Annotated in this window: 19 protein-coding genes; 5 read left to right on the top strand and 14 right to left on the bottom strand. The window is 70.5% G+C overall.

The window, feature by feature from the left end; all coding sequences use genetic code 11:
- Positions 1–25: 25 nt before the first annotated feature.
- The 4 genes from OG194_RS13440 to ureA are packed head-to-tail and all read right to left on the bottom strand — an operon-like array spanning position 26 to position 4,051.
- Complete coding sequence (locus OG194_RS13440) at positions 26–628, bottom strand: TetR/AcrR family transcriptional regulator (protein WP_327401102.1); 603 nt, start codon at positions 626–628, stop codon at positions 26–28.
- A 17-nt stretch (positions 629–645) separates the two neighbouring features.
- Positions 646–1,665: an agmatine deiminase family protein gene (locus OG194_RS13445; RefSeq protein ID WP_327401103.1), complete on the bottom strand. Its 1,020-nt coding sequence runs from the start codon at positions 1,663–1,665 to the stop codon at positions 646–648.
- A 23-nt stretch (positions 1,666–1,688) separates the two neighbouring features.
- Positions 1,689–3,374, bottom strand: coding sequence for an urease subunit alpha (locus OG194_RS13450; RefSeq protein WP_327401104.1), 1,686 nt, complete (start codon positions 3,372–3,374; stop codon positions 1,689–1,691).
- Complete coding sequence (gene ureA / locus OG194_RS13455; protein ID WP_327401105.1) at positions 3,371–4,051, bottom strand: urease subunit gamma; 681 nt, start codon at positions 4,049–4,051, stop codon at positions 3,371–3,373. The genes OG194_RS13450 and ureA overlap by 4 nt, the downstream gene beginning before the upstream one ends.
- Before the next feature lie 117 nt (positions 4,052–4,168).
- Between ureA and OG194_RS13460 the strand changes: the two genes are divergently transcribed.
- Positions 4,169–5,605 (top strand): cytosine permease, encoded by a 1,437-nt coding sequence (locus OG194_RS13460; RefSeq protein WP_327401106.1) that lies wholly within the window; start codon positions 4,169–4,171, stop codon positions 5,603–5,605.
- 6 nt (positions 5,606–5,611) lie between these two features.
- On the opposite strand, the gene OG194_RS13465 is transcribed toward OG194_RS13460, so the two are convergent.
- Together OG194_RS13465 and OG194_RS13470 are read right to left on the bottom strand one after the other, a co-directional pair.
- Positions 5,612–6,700 carry a branched-chain amino acid aminotransferase gene (locus OG194_RS13465; RefSeq protein WP_327401107.1) on the bottom strand — a complete coding sequence of 363 codons (1,089 nt, stop codon included), beginning with the start codon at positions 6,698–6,700 and terminating at the stop codon, positions 5,612–5,614.
- Between the two features lie 262 nt (positions 6,701–6,962).
- A complete protein-coding gene (locus OG194_RS13470; protein WP_327401108.1) occupies positions 6,963–8,006 on the bottom strand; it encodes a 3-isopropylmalate dehydrogenase in 1,044 nt (347 codons plus the stop codon).
- Between the two features lie 153 nt (positions 8,007–8,159).
- Between OG194_RS13470 and OG194_RS13475 the strand changes: the two genes are divergently transcribed.
- The gene (locus tag OG194_RS13475; protein ID WP_327401109.1) at positions 8,160–9,725 is read left to right on the top strand and encodes a purple acid phosphatase family protein; all 1,566 of its coding nucleotides are present in this window, start codon (positions 8,160–8,162) and stop codon (positions 9,723–9,725) included.
- Positions 9,726–9,831: 106 nt separating this feature from the next.
- Here OG194_RS13475 and OG194_RS13480 read toward each other — a convergent pair whose 3' ends face one another.
- The 5 genes from OG194_RS13480 to OG194_RS13500 all read right to left on the bottom strand — a co-directional run bounded on the left by OG194_RS13480 (position 9,832) and on the right by OG194_RS13500 (position 14,326).
- A complete protein-coding gene (locus tag OG194_RS13480) occupies positions 9,832–9,963 on the bottom strand; it encodes a hypothetical protein (protein WP_327401110.1) in 132 nt (43 codons plus the stop codon).
- 262 nt (positions 9,964–10,225) lie between these two features.
- On the bottom strand, positions 10,226–10,765 hold the full coding sequence (locus OG194_RS13485; RefSeq protein ID WP_327401111.1) for a GNAT family N-acetyltransferase: 540 nt from the start codon (positions 10,763–10,765) through the stop codon (positions 10,226–10,228).
- A 24-nt stretch (positions 10,766–10,789) separates the two neighbouring features.
- Positions 10,790–11,659 carry an alpha/beta fold hydrolase gene (locus OG194_RS13490; RefSeq protein ID WP_327401112.1) on the bottom strand — a complete coding sequence of 290 codons (870 nt, stop codon included), beginning with the start codon at positions 11,657–11,659 and terminating at the stop codon, positions 10,790–10,792.
- A gap of 39 nt (positions 11,660–11,698) precedes the next feature.
- On the bottom strand, positions 11,699–13,330 hold the full coding sequence (gene pruA, locus OG194_RS13495; RefSeq protein WP_327401113.1) for an L-glutamate gamma-semialdehyde dehydrogenase: 1,632 nt from the start codon (positions 13,328–13,330) through the stop codon (positions 11,699–11,701).
- Positions 13,331–13,399: 69 nt separating this feature from the next.
- Positions 13,400–14,326 (bottom strand): proline dehydrogenase family protein, encoded by a 927-nt coding sequence (locus tag OG194_RS13500; RefSeq protein WP_318019002.1) that lies wholly within the window; start codon positions 14,324–14,326, stop codon positions 13,400–13,402.
- Positions 14,327–14,476: 150 nt separating this feature from the next.
- On the opposite strand from OG194_RS13500, the gene OG194_RS13505 reads away from it, so the two are divergent.
- Together OG194_RS13505 and OG194_RS13510 are read left to right on the top strand one after the other, a co-directional pair.
- Entirely contained in the window at positions 14,477–16,006 is a 1,530-nt protein-coding gene (locus OG194_RS13505; RefSeq protein ID WP_442811543.1) for a helix-turn-helix domain-containing protein, read from the top strand.
- Between the two features lie 30 nt (positions 16,007–16,036).
- On the top strand, positions 16,037–16,696 hold the full coding sequence (locus OG194_RS13510) for an HAD family hydrolase (protein ID WP_327401115.1): 660 nt from the start codon (positions 16,037–16,039) through the stop codon (positions 16,694–16,696).
- 33 nt (positions 16,697–16,729) lie between these two features.
- Here OG194_RS13510 and OG194_RS13515 read toward each other — a convergent pair whose 3' ends face one another.
- The 3 genes from OG194_RS13515 to OG194_RS13525 form a co-directional block, all read right to left on the bottom strand.
- Positions 16,730–17,119 (bottom strand): hypothetical protein, encoded by a 390-nt coding sequence (locus tag OG194_RS13515; protein WP_327401116.1) that lies wholly within the window; start codon positions 17,117–17,119, stop codon positions 16,730–16,732.
- A gap of 175 nt (positions 17,120–17,294) precedes the next feature.
- Positions 17,295–17,891, bottom strand: coding sequence for a DUF4240 domain-containing protein (locus OG194_RS13520; RefSeq protein ID WP_327401117.1), 597 nt, complete (start codon positions 17,889–17,891; stop codon positions 17,295–17,297).
- A gap of 107 nt (positions 17,892–17,998) precedes the next feature.
- On the bottom strand, positions 17,999–18,151 hold the full coding sequence (locus tag OG194_RS13525; RefSeq protein ID WP_327407055.1) for a DUF397 domain-containing protein: 153 nt from the start codon (positions 18,149–18,151) through the stop codon (positions 17,999–18,001).
- Between the two features lie 175 nt (positions 18,152–18,326).
- Between OG194_RS13525 and OG194_RS13530 the strand changes: the two genes are divergently transcribed.
- Positions 18,327–18,539, top strand: coding sequence for a DUF7848 domain-containing protein (locus OG194_RS13530; RefSeq protein WP_327401118.1), 213 nt, complete (start codon positions 18,327–18,329; stop codon positions 18,537–18,539).
- Positions 18,540–18,547: the final 8 nt, after the last annotated feature.

Consider the following 18,547-nt stretch of genomic DNA (forward strand, 5'->3'; position numbering starts at 1 on the left):
CGTTGCGTACAACCGGGACGGAAGGTCACGCGTCCGCGAGGAGCCCCTCGTCGATGAACTCCCGTACATGGCCGAGAACTTGCGCCCGGTCCGTGCCCCGCAGCCCGATCGCCACATGGATGGAGAAACCGTCGAGGAGAGCGCGCAGCCGGGCCGCGAACCGGTCCGGGTCGACGGCCCGGAACTCACCCCGGGAGACACCCTCCGCGATCAGCGCGACCAGGTCGCGGTGCCAGACACCCTCGATGGCGGCCTGCCGGTCGCGGGCGTCGTCGTCGGCGTTCTGCGAGCGGTTCCAGACCTCCAGCCACAGGGTCCAGTGCGGATCGCGGTGGCCGTCCGGGACGTACAGGTCGACGTACGCGTCGACGCGCTCGCGGGCCGTGGCCGTGCTGCGGGTCAGCAGGCGGCCGCGCTCGGCGCCCAGTCTGCCCTCGCTCCACTCCAGGGCCTGGAGCAGGAGTTCGTCCTTGGAGTGGAAGTAGTAGAGGAGATGGCCGCTGCTCATGCCGACCTCGCGGCCGAGCGCCGCCATGGTGAGCTGCTCCAGACCGCGTTCGGCGATCATGTCCATGGCTGCGGCGAGGACGTCCTCGCGCGGCGGCGCGTTCTTCCGCGCACCGGCCATTCCCGTCTCCTCCGGCCCTAGATCTTCGGCTGCTGCTGGGTGATGCAGTGGATGCCTCCACCGCCCGCGAAGATCGTACGGGCGTCCACCAGTGTGACCGTCCGCTCGGGGAAGAGGCGGCGGAAGATCCCGGCCGCGATCTCGTCGCCCGGGTCGTCGAAGGCGCAGAGCACGACCCCGCCGTTGCAGAGGTAGTGGTTGATGTAGGAGTAGTCGACCCAGTCGCCGTCCTCGTCCTTGAGGACGGTCGGGGCCGGGACCTCGACGACCTCCAGGGGGCGGCCCTTCGCGTCGGTCGCGGCGCGGAGGAGGGCAAGGTACTCCTGCGAGCGGGCGTGGTCCGGGTGGGCCGGGTCGCGCTGACTGTGGACCAGGACGGTGCCGGGCGCGGCGAAGGCCGCGACGATGTCGACGTGGCCCTGGGTGCCGTAAACGCCGTAGTCGCCGGTGAGGCCGTGCGGGAGCCAGATCGCCTTTGTGGTGCCGAGCCTGGCGTGGATCTCCGCCTCGACCCGCTCGCGCGTCCAGCCGGGGTTGCGGCCGGCGCCGAGCTGGACCGTCTCGGTGAGCAGCACCGTGCCCTCGCCGTCGACGTGGATCGCGCCGCCCTCGTTGACGAGCGGGCTGCTGAATGCCGGGACTCCGGCCAGGTCGGCGACATGGCGGGCGATCTTGGAGTCGTGCTCCCAGCGGGCCCAGCTCTGCGCGCCCCAGCCGTTGAACGTCCAGTCCACGGCGGCCAGTTCACCCTTGTCGTCGATGACGAACGTGGGGCCGATGTCCCGCATCCACGCGTCGTCCAGCTCACGCTCGACCAACTCGACGTCCGGGCCGAGGAGTTCGCGCGCCGACTCGCCCTGACCGGGCCCGTGCACCATCGTCACCGGTTCGAAGCGGCGCACGGCACGGGCCACGGACGCCCAGGCGGCACGGGCCTCGGCCAGCTCCTCGGCGTTGGTGAAGGTCGGGTTGGGCCCGGGCCAGGCCATCCAGGTGCGCTCGTGCGGGGTCCACTCGGGGGGCATACGGAAGCTCATCAGAAGTCCCAAGTCTCTTGGCGCTAAAGGAAGTAGAGGCGGTTGAGGGAGACCGAGTCGGCGGGTTCGGAGCGGAGCGGTTCGCCGTCCAGGGTGACCAGGCCGGTCCGCTGGTCCACATCGACCGCTCCGGTACGGGAGTTGAGCCGCAGGTCGGCGGGCCCGATGCCCCGCGTACCGCGAACTGCCACGCGTCGGCGGCGAGTCGGCATCGAGTCGTTGCCCTGGTCCAGGGCAGCCTGGGCGACGAAGGCCACGGAGATGTCGGCGGGTGTCGAGCCGTGGGCGCCGAACTGCGGGCCCAGGACGAGGGGTTCGCAGGTGTCGGTCGCCGCGTTGGGGTCGCCGACCACGCCGTAGGCCGGGAACCCCGACTTCAGCACCAGCTGCGGTTTGGCGCCGAAGTACTGCGGCTGCCACAGCACGATGTCCGCGAGCTTGCCGACCTCGATGGAGCCGACCTCGTGCGAAAGTCCGTGCGCGATCGCGGGGTTGATGGTCAGCTTGGCGATGTAGCGCAGGACGCGTTCGTTGTCGTGGTCCGCCTCCGGAGCACCCCCGAGCGCGCCGAACTCGGCCTTCATCTTCCCGGCCATCGCGAACGTACGGCGCACGGTCTCACCGGCCCGGCCCATGCCCTGCGCGTCGGACGAGGTGATGCCGATCGCGCCCAGGTCGTGCAGCACGTCCTCGGCGCCCATCGTCCCGGCGCGGATGCGGTCGCGGGCCATCGCGGCGTCGCCGGGCAGGTCGGTCTTCAGGTCGTGGACGGAGACGATCATGCCGTAGTGCTCGGCTACCGCGTCCCGGCCGAAGGGGAGGGTGGGGTTGGTGGAGGAGCCGATGACATTGGCAACTCCCGCCATTTTCAGGACGTTCGGCACGTGTCCGCCGCCGCAGCCCTCGATGTGGAAGGCGTGGATCGTCCGGCCCTCAAGGACCCGCAGGGTGTCCTCGACGGACAGGCACTCGTTCAACCCGTCGCTGTGCAGGGCGACTTGGACGTCGTACTCCTCGGCGACCCGCAACGCGGTGTCCAGCGCGCGAGTGTGGGCGCCCATGTCCTCGTGCACCTTGAAGCCGGACGCGCCGCCCTCCGCCAACGCCTCGATCAACGGCGCGTCCGAGGACGACGAACCCCGGCCCAGGAAGCCGATGTTGACCGGCCAGGCGTCGAAGGCGTTGAACGCGTGGCGCAGCGCCCAGGGCGAGTTGACGCCGACGCCCCACACCGGGCCGAACTCCTGCCCGATGATCGTCGTCACCCCGGACGCCAGCGAGGCCTCCATGATGCGCGGCGAGAGGAGGTGCACGTGGGTGTCGACCGCCCCGGCGGTGGCGATGAGCCCCTCGCCGGACACGATGGAGGTACCGGTGCCGACGACGACGTCCACCCCGTCCAGGGTGTCGGGGTTACCGGCCCGCCCGATGGAGCAGATCCGCCCTTCCCTGATCCCGATGGACACCTTCCGGATTCCCTGCACGGCGTCGATCACGACCACATTGCTGATCACGACATCGCAGGTCTCGCGCACGGAGGCAGCTTTCAGGTGCAGTCCGTCGCGGGCCGTCTTGCCGAACCCGGCGAGGAACTCGTCGCCGTAGCGCTGCGAGTCGGACTCGACCCGGATCGTCAGTCCCGAGTCGCCGAGGCGGACGCGGTCGCCCGCTCGGGGGCCGTGGGTGGCGGCGTACTCGTACGGGTTCACTGCTCAACTCCCAGGTAGCCGCAGGCGGTTGCCCGGCGCAGCGCCTCCGCCTTCGCGCCCGGCGCGTCCAGCGGGCCGTCGACGAGGCCCGCGAAACCGATCGCGATGCGCTCGCCGCCGATGGGCAGCAGGCCGACCTCGGCACTCTCGCCCGGGCCGAAGCGGACCGAGGATCCGGCGGGGACGGCGAGCCGCATGCCGTAGGCCTCGGCGCGGGGGAAGTCGAGGCGCGGGTTGGCCTCGAAGAAGTGGAAGTGGGAGGTCACGGAGACGGGGACGGTCGCGGTGTTGGTGACGGTGAGCCGGACGACCGCCTCGGGTTCGGCGTGCGCGGGGCCGGGGAGGAGCGCGCCCGGGGCATCGGCCGCGAGTCCCCCGCCGATCGGGTCCGATACCACCGCGAGCCGCGAGCCGTCGTCGAAGACGGCCTCGACATGCACCTCGGTGACGACGTCGGCGACACCCGGGAGAACGTCGTCGGGGCCGAGGACGGACCGGGCGCGGTCGATCGCGAACGCGAGTCGAGCACCGTCACGAGCCGCCTCGCACACCGTGTCCGCGATGAGCGCGGTGGCCTCCGGCACGTTGAGTCGCAGGCCGCGCGCCTTGCGGGCGCGGGCCAGTTCGGCGGCCGAGAACAGCAGCAGGCGGTCGCGTTCCGTTGGGGTGAGCCTCATTCCGTATCCCTCCTTTAGAGCATCACTCTAACCGGTAAAACCCATCCCTGGAATGCTTGACGCGCCACCCTCGCCCGGTTCACATTGAACGTCACTCTAAGAATGAGGTGGCCCACCATGCCGATAGAACAGCGCGGAGTCGACACCGTCCCGGACGCGGAACGCACCAGCGGTCCGCGTGACCTCATGTCGATCCTGCTCGGCTCCAACCTCTGCCTCGGCGTGATCATCTTCGGCTGGCTGCCGCCGTCGTTCGGGCTCGGCTGGTGGGCCTCGGTCTCCTCGATCGTCGCGGGGACGGCGGTCGGCACGCTGTTCACGGCCCCGCTGGCGCTGGTCTCCCTGCGCACCGCGACCAACCTGTCGACGTCGTCCGGCGCCCAGTTCGGGGTGCGGGGGCGGCTGGTCGGCTCGGTCGTCGGGCTGCTCCTCGCCCTCGGCTACACCGCGCTGACCGTGTGGATCGGCGGCGATGTGATGGTGGGCGTGCTGGGGCGGCTGTTCGGGCTGCCGGCGGACGGGGCGTCGTACGCCGTCGTGTACGCGCTGCTCGCGGCGGCGACCGTCGCGGGCGCGGTGTACGGCTACCGGGTGCTGCTCGCGATGTCCCGCGTCCTGTCCGTCGGCATGACGGCGCTGTTGGTCCTCGGCGTGATCGCGTACGCCCCGCACTTCACGACCGGCGCGCTGCCGGAGGCGGGCGGCTATCTGCTGGGCGGGTTCTGGCCGACGTGGTGTCTGGCGACGGTGGCGGCGGGACTGTCCGGGCCGATCGCGTTCATCACCCTCCTCGGGGACTACACGCGCTACATCTCACCGGTCCGCCACACCTCCCGTACGGTCCTGCACGCGACCTGGCTCGGGCTGATCGCCGGGCTCCTGGTGCCCCAACTCTTCGGTACGTTCACGGCGTTCGGGGCGCGGGCGGCTCTCGACTACGCCGGCCCTCTCGTCCAGGCCTCCCCCGGCTGGTACCTGGTCCCGCTGCTGATCGCCGCGTCGGCGGGGTCGGTCGGCAACGCGGGCCTGATGCTCTACTCGATGGGCCTCGACCTGGACGCGATCCTGCCCCGCGCGTCCCGGGCGCGGGCCACGTGCGCGGTCGCGGTCGTCGCCATGGCCTGTGTCTTCGTCGGGCACTACGCCTGGAACGCGCAGTCGGCGATGACATCCTTCGTGCTGCTCCTGACGGCGATCGGGACGCCGTGGGCGGTCATCACGCTCATCGGTTTCGTGCGGTGCCGGGGGATGTACGACGCCGACGCCCTCCAGGTCTTCAACCGCCGTTCCCGGGGCGGGATCTACTGGTACCGCGCGGGCTGGAACGTCCAGGCGGTGATCTCCTGGGCGGTGGGCGCGGGGGTCGGTCTGCTCGCGGTGTCGCTGCCGTCGTACGAGGGGCCGTTGCTGTCGCTGACGGGTGGGGTGGACTGCAGTTTCCTGCTGTCGGGGGCGGTCGGCGGGCTGGCGTACGTGCTGCTGACGGCGTTGACGACGGAGGCCGCCACGGACACCGAGTCCGCGACGGCCCCCGAAATGACCAGTCGGGTCTGACCGTGCCTAGCCGAGCTTGTGCATCCAGCCGTGCTTGTCGACGCTGTCGCCGCGCTGGATGTCGAGAAGTGCCGCGCGGAGCTTCAGCGTGACCTCGCCGGGCTCACCGGCGGACTGGTGCCACTCGGCGCCGGTGCGCTTGACCGTGCCGACCGGGGTGATGACCGCGGCCGTACCGCAGGCGAAGACCTCCGTCAGCGTGCCGTTCTCGGAGTCGCGCTGCCACTGGTCGATGGAGATCCGGCCCTCCTCCGGCTCGTAGCCGAGGTCGCGGGCGAGGGTGAGGAGGGAGTCGCGGGTGACGCCCTCCAGGATCGAGCCGGTGAGGGTGGGGGTGACGATCCGGTCGCCGTAGACGAAGTACAGGTTCATGCCGCCGAGTTCCTCGACCCACTTGCGCTCGACCGCGTCGAGGTAGCAGACCTGGGCGCAGCCCTGCTCGGCGGCCTCGGCCTGGGCGAGGAGGGAGGCGGCGTAGTTGCCGCCGGTCTTGGCGTCGCCCATGCCGCCGGGGACGGCGCGGACGTGGTCCTCGGAGACCCAGATGGAGACGGGCTTCACGCCACCGGGGAAGTAGGCGCCGGCCGGGGAGGCGATGACCAGGAAGAGGTACTCGTTGGCGGGCTTCACGCCCAGGCCGACCTCGGTCGCGATCATGAACGGGCGCAGGTACAGGGACTCCTCGCCGCCGTGCGCCGGGACCCAGTCGCGGTCCTGCTGGACCAGCACGTCACAGGCCTCGATGAACGTCTCGACCGGCAGCTCGGGCATGCCGAGGCGGCGGGCGGAGGTCTGGAAGCGGCGGGCGTTCTTCTCGGGGCGGAAGGTGGCGACGGAGCCGTCGGCCTGGCGGTAGGCCTTGAGGCCCTCGAAGATCTCCTGCGCGTAGTGCAGGGTCATGTTCGCGGGGTCGAGGGAGAGCGGGCCGTACGGCACGAGCTGGCCGTCGTGCCAGCCGCGGCCCTCGGTCCACTTGATCGTCACCATGTGGTCGGTGAAGTGGCGGCCGAAGCCGGGGTTCGTCAGAATCGCGTCGCGCTCGGCGGCGGAAAGTGGCGAGGCCGAGGGCTTGAGCTCGATCGTGGGCGTCGTCATGAGTGGTTGTCCTTCACCGGTTGTGTGTGACGGGCCGCGCTCACGCCCCGACTGCCAGTGGCCAGTGTTAGGACGTCCGAGCATTCCCTCATTCCGCGGCTCCGCGTTCGATTATCGCGCGTGGTGGACCGTGGACGAAAACGGCGTGAATGCGACCCAGGGATGATGGTGGCACCCGGCGGGGACGTAAGAAAAGCCGCCGGGTGCGGTTGCGACCCGGCGGCTTCGAAATACTGCGTGAGTTTTTCGAGTGACGGCGGGGTCAGCCGGCTACTCGTACGGCGAGCGCGTCGCCGATCTCGGTGGTGGAGCGGGCGGGCTTGCCGGTGCGCTCCGCGAGGTCGGCGGAGACGGCGTCCTCGATGCGGACGGCCTCGGACTCGTAGCCGAGGTGACGCAGCAGGAGGGCGACGGACAGGACCGTGGCGGTGGGGTCGGCCTTGCCCTGGCCCGCGATGTCGGGCGCGGAGCCGTGCACGGGCTCGAACATCGAGGGGAACTCGCCGGACGGGTTGATGTTCCCGCTCGCGGCGACGCCGATGCCGCCGGAGACGGCCGCGGCGAGGTCGGTGATGATGTCGCCGAAGAGGTTGTCGGTGACGATCACGTCGAAGCGGGCCGGGTCGGTGACGAGGTAGATCGTCGCCGCGTCCACGTGGATGTAGTCGGTGGTGACCTCGGGGAACTCGGCCGCGACCTTGTTGAACACGTTCGTCCACAGGTGGCCCGCGAAGGTCAGCACGTTGTTCTTGTGGACCAGCGTGAGCTTCTTGCGGGGGCGGGCCTGGGCGCGGGCGAAGGCGTCGCGGACGACGCGCTCGACACCGAAGGCCGTGTTCACGGAGACCTCGGTGGCGACCTCGTGCTCGGTGCCCTTGCGGATCGTGCCGCCGTTGCCCGTGTACGGGCCCTCGGTGCCCTCGCGGACCACGACGAAGTCGATCTCCGGCTCACCGGCGAGGGGGGTCGCGACGCCCGGGAGCAGCTTGCTCGGCCGCAGGTTGACGTGGTGGTCGAAGGCGAAGCGGAGCTTCAGCAGGAAGCCGCGCTCCAGCACCCCGGACGGAACACTCGGGTCACCGATCGCGCCCAGCAGGATCGCGTCGTGCGGCTTCAGCGCGGCCAGGTCGGCGTCGGTGAGGGTCTCACCGGTGGCGTGGTAGCGCCGGGCGCCGAAGTCGAACTCCTTGGTCTCCAGCTTCACATCCTGCGGAAGGACGGCGGAGAGGACTTTCAGACCTTCGGCCACGACTTCCTGACCGATGCCGTCACCGGGGATCACTGCGAGATCGATGCTGCGAGACATGCCCGACACCGTACTCCGCGTCCCATGGGATGACATCGGGTGTCCATGATGCGGACGGGGCACGGACTGCTCCCGGGCGCCGGTGTCGGCCGTTCGACGTACGTTCACCCTTACGCATGGCCCCCGTTGGAGTTCTAGGGGAACTTCATCGACATGGAGACACCCGACGTCGGCATCCCGGAACACCTCGCGGTCCGGATGAGCATGGCCGAGCAGTACGAGTACCTGCGCACGAAGCTCACCCGGCGCCGCACGCTGGTGACGGCCGGCGCGGTGGCGGGCGGCCTGCTGACGGGGTGCGCCGGCAAGAGCGGCACCGCCGACGGCAAGGCGGCGCTCCCCTCCCCCGCCACGTCGAAGGTGCCGGGCGCGGTCGTCACCCCGTTCGGCCGCCATCTCGCCTTCGGCGCCGATCCGAAGACGGAGATGCGGATCTCCTGGCAGGTCCCGTTCGCGGTCAGGAAGCCGTACGTACGGGTGGGGTCGAAGCCGGACGACCTGAGCCGCCGGATCACCGCCGAGGTACGCGACCTGCACACCCCCGGGCTGACCGGTGTCCGCCCCGCGGTGGAGCAGTACTACGTGCACGCGGCCCTGGACGACCTCCACCCCGGCACGACGTACTACTACGGCGTCGGCCACGAGGGCTACGACCCGGCGGCACCGGCACACCGCTCGACGATCGGCTCGTTCCGTACGGCACCGGGGAACCCCGAGAGGTTCGTGTTCACGGCCTTCGGCGACCAGGGCGTGAGCAACGCCGCCGCCGCCAACGACCATGTGATCCTGCGCGAGGACCCCGCCTTCCACCTCCACGCCGGCGACATCTGCTACGCCGACACCAACGGCCTGGGCAAGACGACGGACGGCTACGACCCGACGTACTGGAACCTGTTCCTCAAGCAGAACGAGCCCGTCTCCCGGTCCGTCCCGTGGATGGTGACCACCGGCAACCACGACATGGAGGCCTGGTACTCCCCCGACGGCTACGGCGGCCAGCTCGCCCGCTGGTCCCTCCCGGAGAACGGCTTCGACCCGACGCACGCACCGGGCGTGTACTCCTTCGTCTACGGCAACGTCGGCGTCGTGGCGCTGGACGCGAACGACGTGTCGTACGAGATCACCGCCAACCTCGGTTACACGGACGGGAAGCAGACGAAATGGCTGGACGGCCGGCTGCGTGAGCTGCGGGCGACGAAAGAGGTCGACTTCGTCGTCGTCTTCTTCCACCACTGCGCCTACTCGACCTCCTCGCACGCCTCCGACGGCGGGGTGCGGGCCGCGTGGCTGCCGCTGTTCGCGAAGCACGAGGTGGACCTGGTGATCAACGGGCACAACCACGTCTACGAGCGGACCGACGCGATCAAGCACGGCAAGGTGGGCAGGTCCGTACCGATCGGCGCGTCCACCGATCCGACGAAGGACGGGATCGTCTACGTCACGGCGGGCGGCGGCGGCCGTGATCTGTACGGCTTCCCGGCGGGCGTCAAGGAGAGCTACGAGGGGCACGTCACGCGGCACGGGACGGTCGACACCGTGGAGTGGGCGAAGGGCCAGCACACGAAGGCGGAGACGGTGGAGTGGTCGCGGGTGCGCTACCGGGGCTTCTCCCTCCTCTCGGTGGAGGCGGAGAGCGGCAGTACACCCCGGCTCAAGGTGTCGGCCCTGGACGGAGACGGCACGCGCATCGACCACTTCGAGGTGCGGCGCGGTCGGTGAGACCGCGCCGCACCCCGTGCGGGCGCGGCTCCCGGCTGGTGGGCGTGCTTCATAGACGGGCGTGCTTTTTAAGGCGTTACTGCGGCCTTCAAGGCGCTACTGCGGCTCAGTGGCCGGTCTCGCCGCCGTTGTCCCGGCGGTCGAGGGCGCGCTGGAGGGCAGCGGCGGCGTTCTTGCGCTCGGACTCGCTCGTGCGGGACACGTGGCGGACGCGGGGGCGGACGGTCGTCTCGGCCATGGGGAACCGACTCCTTCGATAATTCCTGGAGTACTGAAGGGGGGTACGAGACGCCGGAAGAGACGGGGAGCGACGGACCGCAGGGGTTGCCTGCACGGTGTCCGGCTCACGACCGCCATTCGCTTGGTCTAGCGAGACGTTCGGCTCCTACAAAGCTAGGACAGGACCGCGCATCTGTCTCCACAATTACTCGGACTTCCTACTATCTGAGACGGTGAAACGAGTCACACGTGCCTGACCTGGCCTTTTGTGATCCGGCCCGTCAGAGCACATCCCCGTCACGCCAGTCGAAGAGAAGATCGCTGCCGAGGTCGAGGGGCCCGGCGAGCGCGGGCCGCACGTAGGTGCTGTCCTCCTCCTCGGGCAGGTGGACGATGCCGTCCGGCCCGAGGGCGGAGATCTTGCCGCCCCACAGCCGCCACCCGCGCACGGTGTAGAGCCGGGCCCCGTCGTCACTGGCCCCGAGCAGCCCGACGTCGTAGCCGCGGTCGACGATCCGCTCCAGCTCGGCCATGACGAGCCCTCCGTACCCCCGCCGCCGGGCATCGGGCCGTACGCCCACCCCCTCGACGTACCCGACCCGCAACCACCGCCCCCGGTACCGCACCCGGCGCATGACCACCGACCCGTGCGCGACGAGGCCGGTGTCGTCGGCGAGCAGCGCGTGCATCCCGCCGAGGCCGTGCTCCCAGTCCTGGTCGGTGAGATCGCCGCCGAAGGCCGCGTCCAGCAGCTCGCGGGCGGCACGGAGGTCGGCCGGGGTGAGGTCGGCCGTGTGGACGGTGCGCATACGGATGGTCACGGGGTCAGTATCGGAGACGAGGGCTCACCGCGCTGCCGTCATCGCCATCATCACCGCATCGCGAAATCCGTCCGGATCCTCGACCCACGGCAGATGCCCGGCGTTCGCCAACGTCACCCGCCGCACCTGCGGCAACGCCCGCACGAGCGAGTCGACGGCCGAGCGGGGCCGAATGTCCCGCTCCCCGTCCACGACGACCACAGGCAACTCCAGTGCCTGGCAGGCGGAGTGCAGGGCGGGGGTACTGGCGGTCTGCCTCGCTTCGGCGTTCAGGGCTTTGTTGCAGGGGGAGTTGACGGGGAACCAGGGGTCGGCCATGTGCTCGGCGTGCTCGATCGCCCGTTCCCGGTCCACGAACTCGGTCGACCACTGGAGCACCGCCCGCTCGCGGCTCGCCTCCGGCAACTCCCGCCAGCGGGCGAGCCGTTGGGGGGCCTCGCCGAGACGCGCGAGGAGGTTCGCCTCGTAGGCGCCGTGCCAGTCGGCGTCCGGCCCGATGCCCGTGCCGCTGACGTAGATGAGCGCGGCGACCCGTTCCGGGTGGGCGAGGGCGTAGTTCAGGGCGAGCGACGCGCCCCAGGAGTGGCCGAGCAGCGCGATCCGCTCCAGCGCGAAGTGCCGTCGTACGGCGTCGAGATCGGCCACGAAACGCCCGCTGGTCCACGGGCCCGCGCACGGCTCGGAGCGCCCGCAGCCGCGCTGGTCCCAACGGACCACGGTGGCACGGTCGTTGAGCATCCCGGCCATGTCGTCGAACATGTCCCACAGGCCGGGCCCGCCATGGCACAGCACCAGGGGTGTGGTGCCGGGTGTGCCACGGCCGGACCGGGACGCCCACAGCCGTGCTCCGTCGTCCGCCGTAACCGCCGTGTCCTGCCTACGGGTTGGGGTCATGACGGGGAGTCTGCCCGCTGCGGGCGCCCGGGGTGGCTGTCAGCCCATGTGCGGGTACGGGTAGTCCGTCGGCGCGACCAGGGTCTCCTTGATGGCGCGGGTCAGGGTCCAGCGCATCAGGTTCTGCGGGGCGCCGGCCTTGTCGTTGGTGCCGGAGGAGCGGCCGCCGCCGAAGGGCTGTTGGCCGACGACCGCGCCCGTGGACTTGTCGTTGATGTAAAAGTTGCCGGCCGCGTAGCGCAGCTTCTCCATCGTGTGGGCCGCCGCCGCGCGGTCGTTGGCGATGACCGCGCCGGTGAGAGCGTAGTCGGACACCGACTCCATCTGGGCCAGCATCTCGTCGTAGTTGTCGTCCTCGTAGACGTGCACGGCGAGGAACGGGCCGAAGTACTCAGTGGTGAATACCTCGTTGGCCGGGTCGCCGCACTCGACGACCGTCGGGCGGACGAAGTAGCCGACCGAGTCGTCGTACGAACCGCCCGCGACGATCGTGCAGTTGGGGTCCGCCTTCGCGCGGTCGATGGCCGCCTTGTTCTTGGCGAAGGAGCGCTCGTCGATGACCGCGCCGATGAAGTTCGACAGGTCGGTGACGTCACCCATCGTCAAGTGGTCGACCTCGGCGGCGAATTCCTCCTTGAAACCGGAGTTCCAGATCGACGCCGGGATGTACGCCCGGGAGCTGGCGGAGCACTTCTGGCCCTGGTACTCGAAGGAGCCTCGGGTCAGCGCCGTCTTCAGCACCGCGCGGTCCGCGCTCGGGTGGGCGACGACGAAGTCCTTGCCGCCGGTCTCGCCGACCAGACGCGGGTAGGAGCGGTACTTCTCGATGTTGTTGCCGACCGTCTTCCACAGGTACTGGAAGGTCTTGGTCGACCCGGTGAAGTGGATGGCGGCCAGGTCGCGGTGCTCCAGGGCGACCTTCGACACCTCGATGCCGTCACCGGTGACGAGGTTGATGACGCCCTTGGGGAGACCCGCCTCCTCCAGCAACTGCATCAGCAGCACGGCGGAATGGGTCTGCGTCGGCGACGGCTTCCACACGACGACGTTGCCCATGAGCGCCGGGGCCGTCGGCAGGTTGCCCGCGATCGCGGTGAAGTTGAAGGGCGTGATCGCGTAGACGAAGCCTTCGAGCGGGCGGTGGTCGAGGCGGTTCCAGACGCCCGCGGAGTTCGCCGGGGGCTGCTCGGCGAGCAGGTCGCGGGCGTACTTGACGTTGAAGCGCCAGAAGTCGACGAGCTCGCAGGGACAGTCGATCTCGGCCTGCTGGGCGGTCTTGGACTGACCGAGCATGGTGGACGCGGCGAGGGTCTCGCGCCACGGGCCGGAGAGCAGCTCGGCCGCGCGCAGGATGATCGCGGCACGGTCGTCGAAGGACATCGCACGCCAGGCGGGCGCGGCGGCGAGGGCCGCGTCGATCGCGTCCTGGGCGTCGTCCTGCGTGGCGTTGGCGTACGTGCCGATCCGCGCCTTGTGGTTGTGCGGCTGTACGACGTCCACGCGCTCGCCGCCGCCCAGCCGCTTCTCGCCGCCGATGGTCATCGGCAGGTCGATCGGGCTCTCGGCCAGCTCCTTGAGCTTGACCTCAAGACGGGCGCGCTCGGGAGAGCCGGGCGCGTAGCCGTGCACCGGCTCGTTGACGGGGGTGGGGACCTGGGTCACAGCGTCCATGAGATCCGTAACTCCTTGTACGTGAGCGGGTGTTGGGGTCAATCCCTGGTCGGCCTCGGTCGGCCTTGGTCAGCCCTTGGTGAGGGTCGAGCGTGCGAAGAAGAGGAGGTTGGCCGGCTTCTCCGCGAGGCGGCGCATGAAGTATCCGTACCAGTCGGTGCCGTAGGCGGTGTAGACGCGCATGCGGTGCCCTTCGGCGGCGAGCCGCAGGTGCTCGTCACTCCTGATCCCGTAGAGCATCTGGAACTCGTACTCGTCGAGCTTGCGTCCGGCCCGCCGGGCGAGTTCCTGGCCGATGGAGATGAGGCGCGGGTCGTGGGAGCCGATCATCGGGTACCCCTCGCCCTCCATCAGGATGCGCAGGATCCGGACGTACGCCTTGTCGATCTCGTGCTTCTGCTGGTAGGCGACCTCGGCGGGCTCCTTGTACGCGCCCTTCACGAGCCGGACCCGGCTACCGGCCTCGGCGAGGCGGCGGGCGTCGGACTCGGTGCGGAAGAGGTAGGCCTGGATGACGCAGCCGGTCTGCGGGAAGTCCTTCCGCAGTTCCTCGTGGATCGCGAACATCGAGTCGAGGGTGGTGTGGTCCTCGGCGTCGAGCGTGACGGTCGTACCGATGGCGGCGGCGGCCTCGACGACGGGCCGGACGTTCGCGAGGGCGAGTTCGTGACCGCCGTCCAGTGCCTGCCCGAACATCGACAGCTTGATGGACATCTCGGCCCGGGTGCCCAGCTCCAACTCCTTGAGCCGGTCGACGAGTTGGAGATACGCGTCGCGGGCGGCGGCGGCCTGCTCGGGGGTGGTGATGTCCTCGCCGACGACGTCCATCGTCAGCTCAAGACCCTTGGCGGTGAGGTCCTGGACGATCGGCACGATCTCGTCCACGGTCTCGCCGGGGATGAAGCGGTCGACGACCTGCTTGGTCACCGGCGCCGCCGAGATCAGCCGACGCATCTGATCGCTGCGCGAGGCGGCGAGAATCACGGGACCCAGCACGGGGGTACCTCCAAGCAGTCGGACATACGGGAACCACCGTGAAACCTAGGGTCGTCTCCGATCGTCGACCATCGACAGCTGTCACGCATCCGTGCCGCAGATCTCAGACAGATGTATGAAGGCGGCGCGGAAATGCGCGAGAATGCCCGGGTGACATCCGATTCCACCGGCGACTACCAAGAGCTCGTAGACGAGATCTCGGAACTCCTCGGCGCCCCCGCGACCCTGGAGAACCGCGACTTCGAGCTGATCGCCTTCGGTGCCTACGACGGTGAGGGCGACCTGGACCCGTCCGCGCTGGACCCGGTCCGCACCCGCTCGATCCTGACCCGGCGCTCCACGGCGGCGATCCGCACGTGGTTCGAGGGCTTCGGCATCACGCGCGCCACCGGCCCGGTCCGCATCCCGCCGACCCCCGAGGCGGGCGTCTACCGCGGCCGCATCTGCCTCCCCGTACGCCATCGGGGTGTCGTCCTCGGCTACGTCTGGCTCCTGGACGACGACGATCCCGGCCCCGACGAGACCCGGCTCGCGGCAGCCATGGGAGTGGCCGCCCGGATCGGCGATCTCCTCGCGGACGAGGCCCAGGCGGGCGCCGACCTCACGCGCGAACTCCGCGCGGTCCTCACCGCCGAACGCGGCTGGCAGCGCGACATGGCGGTGGCCGCCCTCCGCACGGCCCTCGGCCCACGCGCCGACGGCCCGCACGCGGTGGTCTGCGTCGCCCCCTGGCCGTCCGCCGACCCGGACGACGCCCCGTCGGCCCGCACGGTCCCGCACGCGACGGCGCTGTGCACGGTGCCGTGGGGCGCGGCGGAGGAGCAGTGCCTGGCGGTGCTGGTACGGCTGCGGTCGCCCGATGTACGAGGTCCGGCGGCGAGTGCGGCGGCGCGGGTGTTGGGGGATGTGCGGGGGGCCGGGGCGAGTGCGGCGGCGCAGACGCCGGGGAATTCGCGGGGGGCCGGAGCGGGTGCGGCGGCGCGGGGGGCGGGGAATGCGCGGGGGGCCGGGGCGAGTACGGCGGCGCAGACGCCGGGCAATACGCGAGGACCCGGAGCGAGTACGGCGGCGCAGACGGCGGGAAATACGCGGGGCCCCGGGGCGAGTGCGGCTTCACGGCCCCCCGCGATCGGCCGGATCGCGGGGGCCGGCGGCCCTTCGCAACCGTCTTCCGCCGGAGGCACTCCCACCGCGAACACCGCCTCACGACCACCGACGGACGGCCGGACTCCCCCGGCGAGCAGCGCCTCACGACCGCCGCGCGAGACCACCCCCGTCGCCGGAATCGGCACCCCCCGCATCGGCCTCACCGACCTGGGCACCGCCTGGCAGGAAGCCACGGCGGCGTGCCGCGCGGCCCTCGCGGAACCCCGCTTCGCCCCGGTCGCCGACTGGTCCGGCATCGGCCCGTACCGCCTCCTGACCGCCCTCTCCCCCGAGTCCCCCCACGACCCCGCGGTGACCCCCCTCCTCTCCCCCGCCCACCACGAACTCGCCCGCACGGCCGAGGTGTACCTCGATTGCGCGGGCCAAGCGGGGCGCGCGGCGGCCGAGTTGGGGATCCACCGGCAGACGCTGTACTACCGGCTGTCGCGCGTGGAGCAGTTGACGGGCCTGGACCTGGACGACGGCGAGGACCGGCTGCTGCTCCACATGGCGCTGAAGAGGGCACGGCTGTAGACATCACCGGCCGGTGATCTACTGCTCGGCATGCCCCTGCTGATGCTCGATCTGGACAACACCCTGGTCGACCGCGATGCCGCGTTCCGGGAGGCGGTCGCCGACTTCCTGACCGCGCACGGCCTGCCGCCGGACGACCTCGCCTGGCTGATGTCGGTCGACGCGAGCGGCTACACGCCGAGGCGGACGGTCGCCGAGGCCATGACCGAGCGCTACGGCGGGACGGTCACCGGCGACGCCGTCCGGACGTTCCTCGACCGGGGCGCCGCCGACCGCATCACCCTGATCGAGCCCACGCGCGACGCCCTTACCGAGGCTGTCGCGGCTGGCTGGACGTGCGTGATCGTCACCAACGGCCGTGTCGCACAACAGGAGTTGAAGATCCGGCACACCGGGCTCGACGCGATCGTCCACGGCTGGGTGATCTCCGAGTCCGCCGGCCACAAGAAGCCCGCACCGGAGATCTTCCACGCGGCGGCGGCCGAGGCCGGGGCCTCCCTCCGCTCGTCCTGGGTCGTCGGCGACTCGGCGCACGCCGACATCCGCGGCGCGACGGGCATCGACGCGCGCAGCGTGTGGGTGTCGAACGGCCACCCGTGGACCGAGCCGACGTTCCGCCCCACCCACATCGCCGTCGACGCCGCGTCCGCGATCCATCACGTGATCGGTTCCCCGGAAACAGGGCGCTGATCAAGCGACTTCAGACGTCAGCGCTTCAGCGCATCAGCACTGCCGCAGACCGGGCGCCGGGTCCTGGCCGGTCGAGACGTCGACGGCGGGGACGTTGCCCCAGGCGCCGCTGTCGAGCTGGGTCCAGTACCAGATGTCGTTGCCACCCGGGTGCGGGTCGCCGTGGCCCCAACACTGGAACCAGCTGAAGGTCCCGTTCAACTGACCCCGGGTCGCGGAACGGTAGGACCGGTCCGCGTACCCCTTCGCCCCGGCCCTGTTCCCGCAGTACAGCCGGGCATCGGAACGCACACCGCACTCGGCCCTCACGGACGTCACCGGCTTGCCGACCGAGCTGGCACTCGCCGGCGACTGCGCCGAGGCCATCCCCAACGCCAGCGCGCCCGCCATGGCCAACATGCTGATCCTCTTCCGTACGTTCACTGCCTGCTCCTCGCTCCGTGCGGTGCCTGCTTGCACGGCGATCATGGAGGAGGCGCGGAACGCCCCGCAGGGGCCGTACGGGTGAACGGCGTCGATGCCGCTCGTGTGGGTGACGGGGCGCGCCCCGGGCGTGGGGCGGGGGCGTGCGCGCCGTAGAAGGGCGCTCTCCTACGTCCTACGCCGCCGTCCCGGAGTTGCCCTCGGCCACGGGGAACAGGGCGCTGAGGCGGGGCAGACGACGCTTCGCCCGCTCGTCGTCGTTCGCGTCCCAACGCTCACCGGCCGGGTCCAACGGCTCGGAGTCCTCGCCCCGTTGGGCATCGACGGCATCGTAGAAGTCGACCTCGCTCCTACCCGTCACCTGCGTGAAGGCCCGCAACGCCGCGTAGTCCAACTCCTCCCACGCGAGCCACTCCTCCTCGTCCCAGGCCTCCCGCTCCCGCCCCACCAGCCGTACCACCTCCGGCAGTTCGGCCAGCGCGTCCGGATCACGGGTCACCCGCTCGAACGCGTCCCGCCCCAACCCGACCAGCCAGAGCCGGAAGTAGAAGAAGCTGTCGTCGGAGCACCAACCCATGATCCGGTCCGCCGCGGCCCACAACTCCCAGGTGTACGTGGGGCTCAGCACCCGACCCAGGCATATCTGAAACCGCACGATCTCCGGCTCGGCACCACGCGCCAACCGCCCGGCCAGCCACACCACTCGCTCGTCCGGGTCAGGCGTCCGCCGTCGGCAGCCCTCGATCAGGTTCCAGAAGGTCTCGTCGTCCACGGCCGCACTATGGCAGGCGGCACTGACATCGCCGCGCTTCATGACGCTCTGCCCCGCCTTCCGGTCCGAAGGCGGGGCAGAGCGTGGGAAGTTGAGAAGCGAGCCGGTCAGACGGCGGCGTCGAACCGTCCGGTCCGCACGCCCGTCACGAAGGTGGCGAAAGCGCCGAAGGGGAGGCCAAGAACCGGACCGCCAGGGTTCTTCGAGTCGCGGACGGGGACCACGCCGTGCGAGGCAACGAGGTTGGTGGCTACCTCGATGCAGGCGCCGCCGTTGTTGCTTCCGCGGCGAGTGGTGCGGCGCGTGGTCCCTAAGCAGGATCACCGGCGGGACGGAGTGGACGGTGTCCCCCGAGGACGTACGACCACCCACCCCCGAGCAGCGCCTGCGCGCCGAGACCGCCCGTGCGAACGCCAGAAGCCGAGGCGAAATCCTGTGACCGTACCTGTCCGCCGCACGTTCCGTTTCGTCAACCGGACGCTACGGCCCGACCACGACACCGAGTACGCGGCGACGTCACCCCCGAGCAACGACCCGGCAGAACCCCAGAGTTGGGCCTTCACCCACCTCCGCGAACATCCCGGGCACACGAGTTACGCCGAGGTGATCGAGCGGCCGTGGGTGATGTGGGAGGAGGGTCCAACATGACTGGTGGA

It is taken from the genome of Streptomyces sp. NBC_01288 (genome assembly GCF_035982055.1).
Classification (GTDB): Bacteria; Actinomycetota; Actinomycetes; order Streptomycetales; family Streptomycetaceae; genus Streptomyces.